Below are 17,220 nucleotides of genomic sequence, written 5' to 3'. Positions count from 1 at the left end.
AATGCCAGCGACACTGGATTTAGCGAATGGAACAACGTTCCACATAATTTTGCTAAGGGTCGGTATCCCAGCGCTGGCGGTTGCCAGCGAAGCGGACAAAAACAACAACGGGACCTGCGACGATGAAATCCACTACCAAAGCGCCGGGCGCCCTGGCGCCTGCCGGTCGTGCCTCTGGTTGGCTGCCCCGGGCTCACCCGGTCTCCTGGCAGATGCTGGGCGTCACTACCCTGGCGATGCTGATGATTTCGGTGGATCGCCAGCTCCTGCCGACGGTGCTGCCGGCGATCATGCAGGAGTATGGTCTGGACGCCGCCCAGGGCGGCTGGCTCAGTTCCCTGAGCTTTGTCGGTACCCTGATCGGGGCCCTGGTGGTGGGGGTGCTGGCCGATAGCGTCGGCACCGGCCATCGCCGTGCCTGGAGCTGGGTGGGTGCCTGCGCGCTGACCATAGGCTCGGCCTTCGCCACCGTCTATGCGCGTTCGCTGGGCGCCTTGCAGGTGCTGAGATTCACCATGGGCCTCGGCACCGGCGCCATGGAGCCGGTCAACATCGCGGTCGCCAGCGAATTCTGGCAGAAGGAAAATCGCGGCTTCGCCCTGGGTGTCCATCACACCGGCATGCCGCTCGGCCAGTTCGCCGGTCCGGTATTGATGGGATTGATCCTGGCCAATGGCGATTGGCGCGCCACCTTCCTGTGGATTCCCCTCATCGGCCTGCCGATCATCCTGCTGCAGCTGTACCTGGGGCGGCGTCGCAACGAGGAGCAGGTCTATGCCTGGATTCGCCAGGCGCACCTTACGGTTCCCGTCGATGCTTCGGCGCCGGTTTCGCGCAATCCGTTGACCAACCTGCGCCAGGCGTTCGCCGAGCGCAATGTGCGCCTCTGCCTGGTGATGAACTTCCTGTTTCTCTGGACCGAAATGGGCGTGGCCACCTTTCTGACCTATCAGCTGACCAGCCAGCTGGGCCTGACGCTGGCCGAAGCCGCGGTGATTTCGGGCGCCTCGGGCCTGGTGGGCTGGGCAGGGCAGATCTTCTGGGGAACCCTGAGTGACCGCCGCGGCCGCAAGTTCGCCCTGGGTATCCTGACCGTCGGTTTCTCCGTGTGCGTCGCCCTGTGCATGTTCATCGACAGCCGCGCCATGGCCTGGACCCTGTTGCTGGCCTGGGGCCTGTTCCGCAATTCGCCCTATGTGGTGCTCTACTCGCTGGCGGTGGACTCTTCGCCACGCGCGGCCGGCAGTGGCCTGGGGCTGCTCATCGGCGTCGGCCTGGGCCTCGCGGGCTTTCTGGTAGGACCGGTGGCCGGTTATGTGATCGAGCATTTCGGCTGGCACTGGAGCTACGCCATGCTCGCGCTGAGCTGCCTGCTGGTGCTGATTCCGCTGCGCTTCGTGGAGGAGACCGGTCATGGCGCAGCCTGAGTGTCTGTTCGATCACCAGGATGAGCTGGGCGAAGGGCCGGTGTGGGACGCCCGGCAGCGGGCGCTACTGTGGGTCGATATTCTCGCCGGCCGGCTGTTGCGGGCGGCGCCGCACCAGACCGCCGTGGTCGATGTCCTGGGCTTCGGGCGACCGCTGGGCTGCGCCGTTCCCCATGTCGATGGCTCCATCTGGCTGGCCTTGAGCGATGGCATCTGGCGCCTCGCCGCCGGTACCTCGCAACCGGTGCGGATCACGACGCCGCCCCAGGCGGTACATGGGCCGCAGCATCGCTTCAATGATGGCAAGTGCGATGCGCTGGGACGCTTCTGGCTGGGTACGACGCTGCTCGACGAGGCGCCAGGCGGTGGACGACTGTATTGCCTCGACCTCGACGGCCGACTGCACCAGGTGCTCGATGGCGTCACCGTCTCCAATGGTCTGGGCTGGAGCCCGGACAACCGTACCTTCTACTACATCGATTCGCCCACCCGCCGGGTGCAGGCCTTCGATTTCGATCTCAGCAGTGGCCAACTCGGTCGCACGCGAACCTTGATCGACTTCGGTGATCAGCCCGGCGTGCCTGATGGGCTCGCGGTGGACAGCCAGGGCGCCCTGTGGATCGCACACTGGGACGGCGCTCGGCTGAGTCGCTGGGATGCCCAGGGGCACCTGCTCGACTGGCTGGATTTCCCGGTGGCGCGGGTGACTTCCTGCGCCTTCTATGGCGAGCGTCTGGAGCAATTGCTGGTGACCACCGCCTGCGTGGGACTCGACGACCGTGCGCGCCTGGCCCAGCCCCTGGCCGGCCGTACCTTCCACCTTGATCCCGGGGTACCCGGCCTGGCGATTTCCGCCTGCCGCGTCCGGGTACCGGAATAACCAAAGGAATCTGCATGACGCTGCCCCTCGTTTCGTCCCCGCTGACTCGCATCGGCCTCATCGGCGAGTGCATGGTCGAGTTGCGTACCCAGGCGGATGGGCAACTGGCCCAGGCCTTTGGCGGCGACACGCTCAATGCGGCCGTCTACCTGCGGCGCCTGCTGGAGGATGGCGAGGTGCAGGTGGATTACCTGACCGCGGTGGGCGACGACACCCTGAGCCAGGCAATGCGCGCCCGTTGGCGCGAGGAGGGCGTGAGTGACGAGCGGGTGCGGGTGCTGCCCGGGCGCCTGCCGGGCCTCTACCTGATCCAGACCGACGCCGATGGCGAGCGGCGCTTTCTCTATTGGCGGGGCGAGGCGGCGGCACGCGAATGTTTCGACGGCGCCGACGCCCAGCCCCTGCTGGCGGCGCTGGCCGGTTATCAGGTGCTCTATCTCAGTGGCATCAGCCTCGCGGTGCTGACCGATACCGGGCGCGAGCGGCTGTTCGCCGCCTTGCGTGAAGCACGCGCCACAGGTACCCGCCTTGTGTTCGACAACAACTACCGGCCACGGCTGTGGGCAGGCGTCCAGGCCGCGCGCACGGCTTACCAGCGGCTGCTGCAGCTCACCGATCTGGCGCTGGTGACCTGGGAGGACGACGCCGCGCTGTTCGGCTTCGCTGACGAAGCCGCGCTGTTCGCCCAGTACGCCGAGTGGGGGGTGGCCGAGGTCGCGCTCAAGCGGGGTGCGCGCAGCTGCCTGGTGCAGGATCGCCAGGGGCGCCAGGAGGTGGATGGCGAAGCGGTCGCCCGGGTGGTCGACACCACGGCCGCCGGCGATTCCTTCAGCGCTGCCTACCTGGCCTGCCGCCTCCAGGGTGGTGCGCCCGACGTGGCCGCCCGCTGGGGCCATCGCCTCGCCGCCACGGTCATCCAGCATCCCGGCGCGCTCATCCCGCGCGCGGCCATGCCGGCAATGCCGCCCCTGTCTCTTTCTCTCACTGCCCAGGCTTGAACCCATGAAGATCACCGAAGCCCGCGTCATCGTCACCTGTCCCGGCCGCAATCTGGTCACGCTCAAGATCGTCACCGACGAAGGCCTGTACGGCCTGGGTGACGCCACCCTGAATGGCCGCGAGCTGGCGGTCGTGGCCTACCTGGAGGAACACGTGCTGCCGGCGCTGATCGGCCGCGACGCCCACCGCATCGAAGACATCTGGCAGTACCTCTATCGCGGGGCCTACTGGCGGCGCGGCCCAGTCACCATGACCGCCATCGCTGCGGTGGACGTGGCGCTCTGGGATCTGAAGGCCAAGGCCGCCAACCTGCCGCTGTACCAGCTGCTCGGCGGCAAGAGCCGCGAGCGGGTGATGGTCTATGGCCACGCCACCGGCAAGGACATCGAGAGCTGCCTGGACGAGGTGGCCCGCCATGTCGAGCAGGGCTATCGCGCGGTACGGGTGCAGTGCGGGGTACCGGGCATCCCCACCACCTACGGCGTGGCCAAGCGCGAGGGCGAGCGCTACGAGCCGGCCGACAGCGATCTGCCGGCGGAGCACGTCTGGGACACCGCCAAGTACCTGAACCATGTCCCCAATCTGTTCGCTGCGGTGCGGGAGCGCTTCGGTGACGACCTGCATCTGCTGCACGACGTGCACCACCGGCTGACGCCCATCGAGGCGGGCCGGCTGGGCAAGCGTGTCGAGGAGTACAACCTGTTCTGGCTGGAGGACTGCACCCCGGCGGAAAACCAGGAGGCCTTCCGGCTGATTCGCCAGCACACCACCACGCCGCTGGCGGTGGGCGAGGTGTTCAACTCCATCCACGACTGCCGCGAGCTGATCCAGGAACAGCTGATCGACTACATCCGCGCCACCCTGGTGCATGCCGGCGGCATCACCCACATGAGGCGCATCGCCGACCTGGCGGCGCTCTACCAGGTGCGCACCGGCTTCCATGGCGCTACCGACCTGTCGCCGGTGTGCATGGGCGCGGCGCTGCACTTCGACACCTGGGTACCCAACTTCGGCATCCAGGAGCACATGCCCCACGAGGCGCGCATCGACGAGGTCTTTCCCCATGCCTATCGCTTCGAGGACGGCCATTTCACCCCGGGCGAGGTGCCCGGCCACGGCGTGGACATCGACGAGGACCTCGCCGCCCGTTATCCCTACAAACGCGCCAGCCTGCCGGTGAACCGGCTGGTGGACGGCACCCTGTGGCATTGGTGAGCGAGGAATCCAGGATGAAAGCCTTTCAGGTCAGAGCACCCCACGAGTTCAGCATCGAAGAGGTCGCGGTGCCCGCGCTGGCGCCCGGCGAGGTCCGGGTCGGGGTGGCCTATGCCGGCATCTGCGGCTCGGACATGCACATCATCCATGGGCAGAACGCCTTCGTGCGCTTTCCCCGCGTCACCGGCCACGAATTCGCCGGCGTGGTGCGCGAGGTGGGCGCGGGGGTCAGCGGTATGGCGGTGGGCGACCCGGTCTGCGTCGATCCGGTGATCGCCTGCGGCAACTGCTATCCCTGCCGCATCGGCCGCCCCAACGTCTGCAGTCGCCTGCAGGTGCTGGGTGTGCATCGCGATGGCGGCTTCAGCGAAGAGGTCTGCGTGCCCGCGGCCAATGCCCATCGCCTGCCGCCCGGTTTGCCGCTGGCGCAGGCCGCGCTGGTCGAGCCCTACAGCATCGCCTTGAATGTGCTGGAGCGGATGCAGGTCTTTCCCGGCGATTCATTGCTGATCTATGGCGCGGGTGTGATCGGCCTGACCCTGGTGCAGATGGGCCGTGCCTTGGGTATCGAAGACATCACCGTCACCGACGTACTCGATGATCGCCTGTCCACCGCTCGTGCCCTGGGGGCGACGCGGACCCTCAACGGCCGCGATACCGACGTGGAAGCGGCGCTGCGTGAGGCCACCGGTGGCGAGGGCGTACCCCTGATCGTCGATGCGGCCTGCCATCCGGCCCTGCTGCCAGAGATCGTTCGCCTGGCCTCGCCGGCGGGGCGCATCGGCCTGCTGGGTTTCAGCGCCACGCCCAGCGAGCTGGTGCAGCTGGAGATCATCAAGAAGGAATTGACCCTGGTAGGTTCGCGGCTCAACAACGGGCGTTTTCCGCGGGTCATCGAGCTGTTGGCGGCAGGCAAGCTGGATGCCGCGGCGCTGATCAGTCACCAGGTGGCCAGCCAGGAGATGCCGGCCGCCATCGAGCTGATCGAAAAGCACCCCGAGCAGACGCGCAAGGTGCTGGTGCAGTGGGGTGGTAACGCCTGAAAAAACACGCTCCCCCCTCGGGGAGTTCTCTGATGCCTTACCGAATAAAGACAATGAGCGGGAGGTAACAAATGGCTGGACAAGGTCGTGGACTGGTACTCGTCATGCTGTTCCTGGCGGGGGTCGTCAATTATCTGGATCGCTCGGCGCTGTCGGTGGCAGCGCCCCTGATCCAGAAGGACTTCGGGCTGGGCGCCGGGGAGATGGGGCTGCTGTTCAGCGCCTTCTTCGTCGGCTATGCGGCGTTCAACTTCATTGGTGGCTGGGCCGCCGATCGCTACGGCGCCAAGACCACGCTGCTACTGGCGATGGTGCTCTGGTCGGCGTTCAGCGGCCTTACGGTGCTGGCCTCGGGCTTCGCTGCGCTGATCGTGATCCGGGTGCTGTTCGGCATGGCCGAGGGTCCCTTGAGCGTTTCCACCAGCAAGATGGTCAACAACTGGTACGCGCCCCATAACCGCGGACGCACCCTGGGCCTGTCGATGTCGGGCACGCCCCTGGGCGGTGCCATCTCCGGCCCCATCGTCGGGGTGATCGCGGTGGCCTACGGCTGGAAGGTGTCCTTTGTCGTCATCATGCTGATCGGCTTCGTCTGGGCGGTGGTCTGGTACCTCTGGATCAAGGACAAGCCGACCGGCCAGCTGGCCGCCGACATCGCCGCCGAGGAGCGCGCCGTGGCCGTGGTGGATACCGAGGTGCGGCCGCTCAAGTACTACCTGCGCCAGCCCACGGTGCTGTTCACCGCCCTGGCATTCTTCGCCTACAACTACACGCTGTTCTTCTTCCTGACCTGGTTCCCCAGCTACCTGATCCAGGCCTACGGCCTCAACGTGAAGGACATGAGCATCGCCACGGTCATTCCCTGGGTGCTGGGCTTCATTGGCCTGGCGGTGGGTGGCTACCTGTCCGACTGGGTGTTCCGCAAGACCGGCCGGCTGATGTTCTCGCGCAAGGTGGTGCTGGTGACCTGTCTGCTGGCCTGCGCCCTGTGCATCGCCGTGGCCGGCTTGGTCAGCACCCTCTATGCCGCGGTGGCGCTGGTCGCGCTCTCGGTATTCTTCCTCTACCTGACCGGCGCCATCTACTGGGCGATCATCCAGGACACGGTGCCGGCGGCACGGGTGGGCGGGGTGAGTGGCTTCATGCACTTCCTGGCCAACACCTCGGGCATCATCGGCCCAGCGGTGACCGGCTACCTGGTGCAATTCACCGGCGCCTTCACCAGTGCCTTCCTGCTGGCTGGCGCCCTCACCGTGATCGGTTCTCTGTGCGTGGCGCGCTTCGTCAAGCCACTGGCCGAGCGGCCGGCTGACGCACCGGCCGAGCTGGCAGCGGGAGGCGTCCGATGAGCGATTTCGAATGCATTCCCTCGCGCTATCCAGTGCCGGCCATCGGCATCGTCCACCTGGGCCTGGGCGCCTTCCACCGTGCCCACCAGGCGGTCTACCTGGAGCGCAACCTGGCCCGCCACGGTGGCGGCGCCTGGGGCCTGTGCAGCGCCAACCTGAGATCCGGGCGGGCCCTCGTGGAGACCTTGCAGGCCAGCGGCGGTCGCTATCATGTGGCGGAGTACCGCAACCAACGCGAGGGGGTGCTGCGTGAAATCGGCGCCCTGCGCGAAGTGCTCTATGCCGGTGACGGCGGAGCCGACCGCGAAGCCCTGCTGGCGCGGCTGGCCGATCCCGGGGTGCGCATCGTCAGCCTGACGGTGACGGAGAAGGGCTACTGCCTGAGCCCGGCCAGTGGCGCCTTGCGTCGCGACGATCCGGGCATCGTCCACGACCTGGCCGAACCGCGCACCCCGCGTACGGCGCCCGGCCTGCTGGTGGAGGGGCTGCGCCGGCGCCGTGCCGCGGGCATCGCTCCCTTCACCGTGCTCTGCTGCGACAACATGCCGGACAACGGCCAGCGCACCCGACAGGCGGTGATGTCCCTGGCCGAGGCCCAGGACACCCACCTGGCGGCCTGGATCGCCACCGAGGTGGCCTTTCCCTGCAGCATGGTCGATCGCATCGTGCCGGCCATGGACGAGGCCGCCTTCGCCCGTTTGCGCGACCTTGGCTGTGACGATCCCGCTGCGGTGGTGGGCGAGGCTTTCAGCCAGTGGGTGATCGAGGATCGCTTTCCCCAGGGACGCCCGGACTGGGAGCACGAAGGGGTGCAGATGGTGGCGGACGTCCGCCCCTTCGAGACCATGAAGCTGCGGCTGCTCAATGGCAGCCATTCGCTACTGGCCTATGTGGGCAGCCTGGCCGGCCACGGCACCGTGGCCGAGGCCATGGCCGACCGCCAGTTGGCCGCCCTGGTGCACCGCTACATGAGTCGCGAGGCGGCGCCGACCCTGGACATGCCCGACGGTGTCGACCTCGATGCCTATGCCGAAGCCCTGGTCGCACGCTTTCGCAACGATGCCCTGCAGCACCGGCTGCGGCAGATCGCCATGGATGGCTCGCAGAAGCTGCCCCAGCGCTGGCTGCTGGGGGCCCAGCGGCTGCTGGAGCAGGGCGGTGATTTCTCCTGTACCGCCCTCGGCGTGGCGGCCTGGATTCACTTTGGTGAAGGTGAGGGCGAGGCGCTGGACGATCCCCTGCGCGCCACCCTGGCCGCCTTGCCCAAGGGCATGGCGCGGGTCGATGCCGTCCTGGCGCTGGCCGAGGTCTTTCCGCCCGCGTTGGCCGAGCAGGCCGCCTTCCGCGAAGCGGTGCAGCGGGCCCATCGGCGCATCGCCGAGGCGGGCATAGGCGCAGCCATCGCCGACTTGACCGATCAAGGAGTCTGACATGGAACATACCTGGCGCTGGTTCGGCCCGCGCGATCCCATCTCCCTCGCCGATATCCGCCAGACCGGTGCCACCGGCATCGTCACGGCGCTGCACGAGATTCCCAATGGCGAGGTCTGGCCGCTAGCGGCCATCGCCGAGCGCAAGGCGCTGATCGAGGCGGCGGGTCTGAGCTGGTCGGTGGTGGAAAGCATCCCGGTGCACGAGGACATCAAGCGTGGCCTGCCGGGGCGCGAGCGCTACCTGGACAACTACCGGCAGAGCCTGCGCAACCTCGCCCAGTGCGGCATCGACGTGGTCTGCTACAACTTCATGCCGGTGCTGGACTGGACCCGCACCCAGCTGGCCCATCGACTACCCGACGGCGGCTGGGCGCTGAGATTCGATCAGGATGCCTTCGCCGCCTTCGACCTTTGCATCCTGCAGCGGGATGGGGCCGAAGCGGACTACTCCGCCGCAGAGATCGAACGCGCGCGCCGCTATCATGACGGTCTCGACGCGGCCGGTCGCGAAGAGCTGGTACGCACCCTGATCGCCGGGCTGCCCGGTGCCGAGGAAGGCTATTCGGTCGCCGACCTCCGACAGTTGCTGGCCACCTATGCCGGGATCGACGCCGCGCGCCTGCGTGAGCACCTGGCGGTCTTCCTGCAGGCCGTGGTGCCGGTGGCGGAGGAGGTAGGGATCCGCCTGGGGGTGCATCCGGACGATCCGCCCCGGCCGCTGCTGGGATTGCCCCGCGTGGTCTCCACCGCCGCCGACGCCCAGTGGCTGCTGGAGGCGGTGCCCAGCCCGGCCAACGGCCTGACCTTCTGCACCGGCTCCTATAGCGTGCGCGCCGACAACGACCTGGTAGCCATGGCCCGCCAGTTCGCCTCGCGCATTCACTTCGTCCACCTGCGGGCGACCCGCCGTGAGGAAGATCCACGCAGCTTCCACGAAGCCCATCATCTGGACGGCGACGTGGACATGGTCGGGGTGATCCGCGAGTTGGTGCGCGAGGAGCGTCGCCGCGAACGCGAAGGCGGTGCGCGCCTGCCGATGCGACCGGATCACGGTCACCAACTGCTGGATGATCAGGGCCGACGGACCAATCCAGGTTACTCACTGATCGGCCGGCTCAAGGGGTTGGCGGAATTGCGCGGCGTGGAACAGGCCGTGCGGCGCCTGGAAGAGGAGAGACACTGATGTTGACCATCGTCTGTCAGGAGCCCGGTCTGCTGCGCGCCGAGCAGCGGGAGAAGCCCTCGCGTCGCCCGGACGAAACCCTGGTGCGCATCGAGCGGGTCGGGGTGTGCGGCACCGACCTGCACATCTTTTCCGGCAACCAGCCCTACCTGAATTATCCGCGGGTCATGGGCCACGAGATCTCCGCCACGGTGACCGAGACCGAAGCCGACTCGGGCCTCGCCGAGGGCGATCTGGTCTATGTGATGCCCTATCTGTCCTGTGGCGACTGCGTGGCCTGCCGCCAGGGCAAGACCAACTGCTGCACCCGCATCCAGGTCCTGGGCGTGCATTGTGATGGCGCCATGACCGGCTACCTGAGCCTGCCTCACAGCGCACTGTTCCGTGCGGATGGCCTGGATGCCGACCAGGCGGCCATGGTGGAGTTTCTCGCCATTGGCGCCCATGCGGTGCGGCGTGGTGAGGTGGCCGCCCAGCAGCAGGTGCTGGTGGTGGGCGCCGGTCCCATCGGCATGGCGGTGGCGCTGTTCGCCCGCCTGCGCGGGGCGCGGGTGACGGTGCTGGACGGCCGTACCGATCGCCTGGCCTTCTGCGCCGAGCATCTGGGGGTGCAGGCCACGGTCGCGCTTGGCGAGGATGACGAGGCGCGCCTGCGCGACCTCACCGGCGGTGATTTTTTCGATGTGGTGTTCGACGCCACCGGTAATCCCCGCGCCATGGAGCGCGGCTTCGCCTTCATCGCCCATGGCGGCAAGTACGTGCTGGTGTCCATCGTCCAGGGCAACCTGAGCTTTGCCGATCCGGAATTTCACAAGCGCGAGACGACCCTGCTCGGTAGCCGCAACGCCACCGCCGAGGATTTCCGCCACGTGCACGATTGTCTCCGGCGCGGGCTAGTACCCACCCAGGCATTGAATACCCACCGACTGCGCCTGGAGGACGTGCCCGAGGCTTTCCCACCCTTGCTCGATCCTGCCGAGGGCGTGGTCAAGGCCCTCATCGAATGCTGAAGCGGAGACGGACATGGAACTGATCACCCGTAGCGGCGCCGCGGCGGCCACCCGCGCCACCCTGCGCCTGCATCCCCAGGACGATGTGCTCATCGCCCGCCAGCCACTGGTGCCGGGCCTGGAACTGCCGGAGGAGGGGGTGCAGGTTCGCGAACCTGTGCCTGCCGGTCACAAGGTTGCCGTACGTGCTATAGCGGTGGGCGAGCCGGTACGACGCTATGGTCAGATCATCGGCTTCGCCCGGGAGGCCATCACCGCGGGCAGCCACGTCCACGTGCACAACCTCGCCATGGGCGACTTCACCCGGGAGCATGCCTTCGGCATCGAGGCCCGTGGCGCGCCGGTGCCGATCGAGCGCAGCTTCCGGGGCATCGTCCGTGCCGATGGTCGGGTGGCGACCCGCAACTACATCGGCATCCTCACCTCGGTGAATTGCTCGGCGACGGTGGCGCGGGCAGTGGCCGACCACTTCCGGCGAGACGTCCACCCCGAGGCGCTGCAGCCCTATCCCCATGTCGACGGCGTGGTAGCCCTGACCCATGGCGTCGGTTGCGGCATCGATACCCAGGGAGAGGGCATGGCGGTGCTGCGCCGGACCCTGGGCGGCTACGCGGCCCATGCCAATTTCGCCGCCGTCTTGTTCATCGGCCTGGGCTGCGAGGCCAACCAGATCCCCACGCTGCTGGCTGACCAGGGTCTCGCCGAGCATGCGGGGCTGCGCAGCCTCAACATCCAGGACAGCGGCGGTACCACCGCCACCGTTGCTCGCGGCATTGAAGCCGTAAAAGCCCTGTTGCCTGCGGCCAACGAGGTGGAGCGCGAACCGGTCAGCGCCCGGCATCTGATCCTTGGTCTGCAATGCGGCGGATCGGACGGCTATTCAGGCATCAGTGCCAACCCGGCGCTGGGCCGCGCGGTGGATCTGCTGGTGGCCGCCGGCGGCACCGCGATCCTTTCGGAAACCCCGGAGATCTACGGCGCCGAACACCTGCTCACCCGGCGCGCCGCCAGCCCGGCGGTAGGCGAGCGACTGGTGGAGCGCATCCGCTGGTGGGAGGACTATTGCGCCCGTGCGGGCGCCAGCCTGGACAACAATCCGTCGGCGGGCAACAAGGCGGGTGGTCTCACCACCATCCTGGAGAAATCCCTCGGCGCCGTGATAAAGGCCGGCTCCACCGATCTCATGGCGGTCTATGGCTACGCCGAACCGGTGCGCACCCCTGGTCTGGTGTTCATGGACACCCCCGGCTACGACCCCGTCTCGGCCACCGGCCAGGTGGCGGGCGGTGCCAACCTCATCGCCTTCACCACCGGACGCGGTTCCGCCTATGGCTGTGCACCGACGCCATCGCTCAAGATCGCCACCAATACCCGGCTCTGGGAGAGCCAGCGTGATGACATGGACGTGGATTGCGGCGGCCTGGTCGATGGCAGCACCACTCTGGAAGAGCGCGGCGCCTTCATCTTCGAGCGATTGCTGGCCCTGGCCTCGGGAGAGCGTAGCCGTAGCGAGCTGCATGGCTATGGGCAAAACGAGTTCGTGCCCTGGCAGCTGGGTGCGGTGACCTGAAGGGTGCCGCACTCGCCTGATAGACAGCGGGCCACCTGCATCCCCTGGGTGGGTGAAGGGTGCCGCCCATTCGAGGCCGAGGCTGTTGCGTGGAGGCGGGTGCTCGACGTCATGGAATGACGCGATGAAGCCTATCAGGCTCGGCTATCCCGGCTGCGGGGCAGGTGCCAGACTTCGGCCCCGCAGCGAACGCTGCAAGGATGAAAGGGGTGTGGCGACGGAGATAGCGACCACCAGATGGCCGCGCCAGTCGCGATCGTTACCGGAGAAGTAGCCTTGCTGCTGTAACAGCAACCCGTCGTCGAGTGGCGCGCCGCCCAGGGCAGCGCGCCATCGGCGTCAGGCCGATTCGCCGTCCGCGGGAGCGGCGACGGGTTCGGTGGCTTCGGGCTCGGCGGGCGAGGCCGTTTCAGCCTTGGCCTTGGCCTGCTCGCGGCGGGCCTGGGCGCGCTGGCGGCGCGCCTGCTGCTTGGCATAGACCGCCTGGGAAGCGGTCACGCTGCCTGCCGGCTGGCCATTCAGGTCCAGACGGGGCGCGTCCTCGGTCATGGCCGCCCAGTAGCGAGTGCCGCGACACCAGGTGGCGATGGCCTGCTTGAGCTGGTCACCGGTGATGCCCAGCCGCTCCAGGTGCTGCTCGGCGTCTTTCAGGATGCCTTCCTTGAGCGGCACCTTGGGCGCAGGGTTGACCGGGAAGGCCAGCGGGAAATGCTTTTGCAGACGGCGGATGCCCTCGACCACCGGATCCTGCTCGCGGGGCTTTTGCTCGCGGGGCTTGGCTTTCGGTGAAGGTCTCCGCGCCGGTCGCTCTTTGCTCTCGGTCGTTACCTGCGCTTTCTCGGCCCGCAGGCGGTCGCGTAGTTCAGCTAGTTGCTCAAAGCCCATCGTTCAGCTCACCGCTCCAAATAGAATTCACGTGCAAGGGTAACCCATGCCGGGCTTGGACCGCGCCCTTTGCAAATCGGCACGGCCAAACCGGTTAGCTCGTCATTCTAAAGGCTGGCCTGCCGATAAGGCATCCTTGAAAGTGTCCTTCCCGGCGGATGGTGGTCCTGACGGGTGTTTTCTAGCTACCACCGGTCAGGCGCGATACCTACTGCGTCTTTGGAAAAAAGTCCGAACATCGGCTGGATAATACCTGCTGCACGGGGCCGACCCTGTCGAGCCGGTACCTGAGGCTGCGGCGCGACGGCTGAAATTCCTCGCCGGCCTGGGCAACCTTTCGCCAGCGCCTTAGCCGGCGAGATAGGCGTCGGTGGATTCCAGGCTCGCATAGGCAAAGGCCAGCGCCGCCATCAGGGCGGCATGCACCTGGGCAGCCGGCACCCGGACGCCTTCGAATTCCAGATCGAGGGTGGCGCAGGCATCGTGGATCACCGTCACGGCGTAGCCCATGTCGGCCGCGGCCCGGACGCCCGCATCGATGCACATATGGCTCATGGCGCCCACCACGACGAGCGAGCCGATACCACGCTCGTCCAGCAGCTGCTTCAGGTTGGTTTCCCGAAAGGCATTGGGATGATGCTTGACCACTACCGGCTCGCCAGCCTGGGGCGTGACGGCCGCCTGGATCGTGACGCCCTCGCTGCCAGGCACGAAGATCGGTGCCTCGCTGCTGAGCGACTGATGCTGCACATGGATTACCGGGACGCCCTGGTCGCGGGCGTTGGCGATGATCCGGGCGGCGTTGGCGACCGCGGCCTCGATGCCGTCGAGGGGCAGCTTGCCGGTGGGGAGGTATTCGTTCTGCAGATCGATGACGACGACGGCGTGCTTGCTCATGTCCAGCTCCTCGGAAGATGCTTCAGGTCTTGGGTCCGGTCATGATTGGCCAGCCGCGCCGGCAGGCGAAGGGGCGTGACCGACAACATCAGGGGTGCCAGCGACACATGCACGATCAACCACCGGTCGAACTCGGTCTGCTGCTCTATCCCGGCGCGCAACTGGCGACGGTCCACGGCCTCACGGATCTGTTCGAGATCGCCGGGCGCCTGACCGGGACCGCGGAGGATGCCGAGCGCCCTCGATTGCGCGTCAGCCACTGGCGGCTGGAGGAGGGCGAAGCGGCACCCAGGCGGGTCTACGACTCGCTGCCCACAGCGAGCGGCTCACCCAGCGTGTTGATCCTGCCACCCAGCCTGGCTGAGCCGATCACACCGGAGGCTGCTGCGCCCTATCGCGAGTGGCTACGTCGCCAGCACCAGAGCGGCGTGCGTTTGGCCTCGATCTGCGCCGGCGCCTTTCTGCTGGCTGAAACCGGCTTGCTGGACGGTCGCACCGCCACCACCCACTGGCTCTATGTCGAGCGCTTCAATGCGCGTTTCCCTGCCGTCCGCCTGGATGCCGACCAGCTCCTCATCGATGGCGAGGATCTCGTCACCGCAGGCGGCCTCATGGCCTGGACCGACCTCGGCCTGCGCCTGGTCGATCGGTACCTGGGTGTCAAGCGGATGCTCGATACCGCGCGCCTCCTGGTCATCGACCCGCCGGGTCGACAGCAGCGCTACTACAGCGCCTTTTCGCCGCGCCTGAGCCATGGCGACAGCGCCGTCCTCGCCGTTCAGGAGTGGCTGCAGGAAACCGGCGCCCAGGACATCGCCCTGGCTACCCTGGCCCAGCGCGCCGGACTCGAACAGCGCACCTTTCTACGCCGCTTTCGCCAGGCGACTGGCATGACCACCACCGCCTACTGTCAGCAATTGCGCGTCGGCCGCGCCCGGGAGCTGTTGCAGGCCAGCCGTCTGCCCCTCGAACGCGTCGCCTGGGAGGTGGGCTACAGCGATCCGGGCGCCTTCCGCAAAGTCTTCACCCGTGTCGTGGGACTGAGCCCGGGGGATTACCGGCGTCGGTTCGGGAATAGATGAATGCCTGGGCAATACTAATTGTATTGCTTTTTTGCTGGCCAAATATAATCCTTGAAATATTTTAATATTTTCGTAGCCTAGTAGGTACTTATCTGATTTTCGTACAGGTCCTAAACTATGTGCGCTAAAACGCCGTTCTCCAGCGCTGTTAAGATAATTTTCGCTTTATGGCTTCTATTGCTTATCTTGGCTCTTTGGTCAAAGATAGGAGTTGTCATTCTCGTATCGATTGCCTTTACCGGGTTATTGCCATTTGTGCTGGGGGTTTTTTGGCTTGGTATTTCAGAGCGTGGGAAGAGTATTCGTGGTCAGTTTGAAGTATGGCCTGTCAGGATTTTCGCCGCTGCTGTGTTTTTTGTCTACTGGGCTTATGGTCAAAAGTGGGCTGCAGATACAATCAATAGCTTGTTTGGTGTAGATGCAAAGTATTTTGGTATCACCTCAATACTGCTAACAGTGCTTTTTACACCTTTTGGCGTTTTGTATCGTGAAGGTGTTATTGGTATAGCGTATCAGGTTTTTTTAGGTTTTTCTGTATTGCTGGGTGGTTATTATCTGGTTTACTTGCTGTTGGCTAGAAGAGTTGTAGGTCGTGGTAAGAAAATTATTTATTTCATTGTTCTGCTATTTTTCATTCCTTTTTTTCTTGCTCTCATGATGAGAATTAATATCGAGTTTAAATCTGCAGTTATGAATTTTGCGCTCTGGGCTGATTTTTACGAAAATCATCTTTGTACTGATCCTTGGGCCAATCAAGCGAAGGGTGTTGTGTTTCTCGATGGAGGGCGAATTCTTGCATACTTTCCTTACTCTGACGTTCACTTTAAAGTAGTCTCCTGTAATTACCAGAAGACTTTTTAAATTTCAGAGATATTCCGATTTTAAGATGGTGATGGGTTGTCAAGCTTTTCCAGTTGGTCAGCTGTAGGGGGGTGTTCTCAATTTTTAGAGAAATCATTTTGAATTAATGGTTGAATTGTAGATGACTTTTATTACATAGCTATTAAGATGGCTCTAGTTTCGTGAGGTTGATTTTCTGTAAATTGATTGTGAGCTATCGGTCGCTGGGTTTTAAGTTTTGTTGGTTAATGTCATGGTTGAGTCCTGATTAATTGATGCGAATTGGCTTTGACACCATTGGCTTGACGATCCTAGTTAGCAACTCTGGCCCATCGTTCTTCACGCTGCCCACGGCCTTGCCGACCGGATACCAGTGGAAGGCCTCCACCGGCGTTCCTTCGATCTCACCAATCTCGGCGGCGCGTTCCATGGACAGCTCGGGATCCAGCCATTCGCGGGCAATGGTCGGGGGCAGGACCAGGGGGCGGCGGTCATGGATATCGACCATGCCGGCGTCGGAAGCTGCGGTGACGATGACGAAGCCATCATCCTCCTGGGGTGCCTGGTCTGCCGGCCGGAAGTGGCCGATGGCGGCGAAGAACAGCGGCTCGCCGGATTTCAGCTGGATGAAATAGGGCTGCTTGCGCTTCGGGTCCTCAGGATCCTTTTTCCATTCGTACCAGCCGTCCGCGATCACCAGGGCGCGGCCCCTTTGCCAGAGGCCGCGAAACATCCGGCTGGTGGCCGCCGTTTCGACGCGGGCATTGATCACGGGTGGGCGCTTGGCGTGGCGCGCCCAGGCGGGCTGGTAGCCCCAGAGCACCGGGTCCAGGTGCAAGCCATCCTCCTGCTGATTGAGCAGCAGCACCCGGGTGCCGGGTGCCACGTTGTAGCGGCCCAGGGCGCGAGGCTCCAGGCCGGTGCGGACGTCAGCCGCATTGGCGCCCAGGGCGTCCAGATAGTCGAGAGCGTAACGGTACTGGGCAAAGCGGCCACACATGGGCGCCTCCTGGGGCGAGGGATGAAGGCGAGTGGCGCCCTTGGCGCTGGCCTGGACGGTCCGCAAGCGGAAGTCCACTGCCCGCTGTTCGCCGAGGCAACTCGTCAGAGGCTTGGACAGTGACGTTTGGCTGAAGTACCCGCAGCGTCCGCGCCGGCCTCATCATGAAAACGAGACCGGTGGTGGCTGATCGGGGGGAGGGCCTCTGCACAGTTCGTGGCCAGGCACCGCCCGTAGTGAGGAAGGGCCACAGCGGTCCAGCTCGGGCGATCTTCAGGCGAGTGAGCCTGCAGGTAGGCAGAGCAAGGCTAGTTCCACCTCTCGCCATCTTTGAAATTTCTTGCAAAACATTTGAACACCAGCCGGTGGTGCCTAGTCTGCCAGTGGAGAACAACAAACCTGGCAGA

Annotated in this window: 15 protein-coding genes; 12 read left to right on the top strand and 3 right to left on the bottom strand. The window is 65.3% G+C overall.

The features are described from left to right. Positions 1 to 122: 122 nt before the first annotated feature. The 10 genes from PJ259_RS05935 (at position 123) to PJ259_RS05890 (ending at position 12,109) form a co-directional block, all read left to right on the top strand. Entirely contained in the window at positions 123 to 1,427 is a 1,305-nt protein-coding gene (locus PJ259_RS05935) for an MFS transporter (RefSeq protein ID WP_237140515.1), read from the top strand. After that, a complete protein-coding gene (locus tag PJ259_RS05930; protein ID WP_271655101.1) occupies positions 1,414 to 2,307 on the top strand; it encodes an SMP-30/gluconolactonase/LRE family protein in 894 nt (297 codons plus the stop codon). Before PJ259_RS05935 ends, PJ259_RS05930 begins: the two co-directional genes overlap by 14 nt. Positions 2,308 to 2,321: 14 nt before the next feature. Continuing rightward, positions 2,322 to 3,305, top strand: a complete 984-nt coding sequence (locus PJ259_RS05925; RefSeq protein WP_271655100.1) for a sugar kinase — start codon at positions 2,322 to 2,324, stop codon at positions 3,303 to 3,305. A 4-nt stretch (positions 3,306 to 3,309) separates the two neighbouring features. Beyond that, positions 3,310 to 4,521, top strand: a complete 1,212-nt coding sequence (gene manD / locus PJ259_RS05920) for a D-mannonate dehydratase ManD (protein ID WP_271655099.1) — start codon at positions 3,310 to 3,312, stop codon at positions 4,519 to 4,521. A gap of 14 nt (positions 4,522 to 4,535) precedes the next feature. Then, positions 4,536 to 5,564, top strand: coding sequence for a Zn-dependent oxidoreductase (locus PJ259_RS05915; RefSeq protein ID WP_271655098.1), 1,029 nt, complete (start codon positions 4,536 to 4,538; stop codon positions 5,562 to 5,564). Positions 5,565 to 5,635: 71 nt separating this feature from the next. After that, entirely contained in the window at positions 5,636 to 6,913 is a 1,278-nt protein-coding gene (locus PJ259_RS05910; protein ID WP_059315152.1) for an MFS transporter, read from the top strand. Then, positions 6,910 to 8,343 (top strand): mannitol dehydrogenase family protein, encoded by a 1,434-nt coding sequence (locus tag PJ259_RS05905; RefSeq protein WP_271655097.1) that lies wholly within the window; start codon positions 6,910 to 6,912, stop codon positions 8,341 to 8,343. The genes PJ259_RS05910 and PJ259_RS05905 overlap by 4 nt, the downstream gene beginning before the upstream one ends. 1 nt (position 8,344) lies before the next feature. Beyond that, positions 8,345 to 9,529, top strand: coding sequence for a mannonate dehydratase (gene uxuA, locus PJ259_RS05900; protein ID WP_271655096.1), 1,185 nt, complete (start codon positions 8,345 to 8,347; stop codon positions 9,527 to 9,529). Beyond that, on the top strand, positions 9,529 to 10,539 hold the full coding sequence (locus PJ259_RS05895; RefSeq protein WP_271655095.1) for a zinc-binding alcohol dehydrogenase family protein: 1,011 nt from the start codon (positions 9,529 to 9,531) through the stop codon (positions 10,537 to 10,539). The genes uxuA and PJ259_RS05895 overlap by 1 nt, the downstream gene beginning before the upstream one ends. 13 nt (positions 10,540 to 10,552) lie before the next feature. Further along, positions 10,553 to 12,109, top strand: a complete 1,557-nt coding sequence (locus PJ259_RS05890; protein ID WP_271655094.1) for a UxaA family hydrolase — start codon at positions 10,553 to 10,555, stop codon at positions 12,107 to 12,109. A 339-nt stretch (positions 12,110 to 12,448) separates the two neighbouring features. Here PJ259_RS05890 and PJ259_RS05885 read toward each other — a convergent pair whose 3' ends face one another. Then, positions 12,449 to 12,994, bottom strand: a complete 546-nt coding sequence (locus PJ259_RS05885; RefSeq protein WP_059315147.1) for a ProQ/FinO family protein — start codon at positions 12,992 to 12,994, stop codon at positions 12,449 to 12,451. 348 nt (positions 12,995 to 13,342) lie between these two features. Continuing rightward, positions 13,343 to 13,891, bottom strand: coding sequence for a cysteine hydrolase family protein (locus tag PJ259_RS05880; protein WP_271655093.1), 549 nt, complete (start codon positions 13,889 to 13,891; stop codon positions 13,343 to 13,345). A gap of 107 nt (positions 13,892 to 13,998) precedes the next feature. Here PJ259_RS05880 and PJ259_RS05875 point away from each other — a divergent pair, with 107 nt between their 5' ends. Continuing rightward, the gene (locus PJ259_RS05875) at positions 13,999 to 14,973 is read left to right on the top strand and encodes a GlxA family transcriptional regulator (protein ID WP_271655092.1); all 975 of its coding nucleotides are present in this window, start codon (positions 13,999 to 14,001) and stop codon (positions 14,971 to 14,973) included. Positions 14,974 to 15,090: 117 nt separating this feature from the next. Next, positions 15,091 to 15,834, top strand: coding sequence for a hypothetical protein (locus PJ259_RS05870; RefSeq protein ID WP_271655091.1), 744 nt, complete (start codon positions 15,091 to 15,093; stop codon positions 15,832 to 15,834). Positions 15,835 to 16,081: 247 nt separating this feature from the next. Here the strand turns inward: PJ259_RS05870 and PJ259_RS05865 are convergent, their stop codons facing one another. Then, a complete protein-coding gene (locus PJ259_RS05865; RefSeq protein ID WP_271655090.1) occupies positions 16,082 to 16,813 on the bottom strand; it encodes an SOS response-associated peptidase family protein in 732 nt (243 codons plus the stop codon). Positions 16,814 to 17,220 lie beyond the last annotated feature (407 nt).

It is taken from the genome of Pseudomonas sp. JBR1 (genome assembly GCF_028198185.1).
GTDB lineage: Bacteria > Pseudomonadota > Gammaproteobacteria > Pseudomonadales > Pseudomonadaceae > Chryseomonas > Chryseomonas oryzihabitans_E.
Note: the sequence above shows the minus strand (reverse complement) of the source record. Positions and strands in the feature narration are given on the sequence as shown.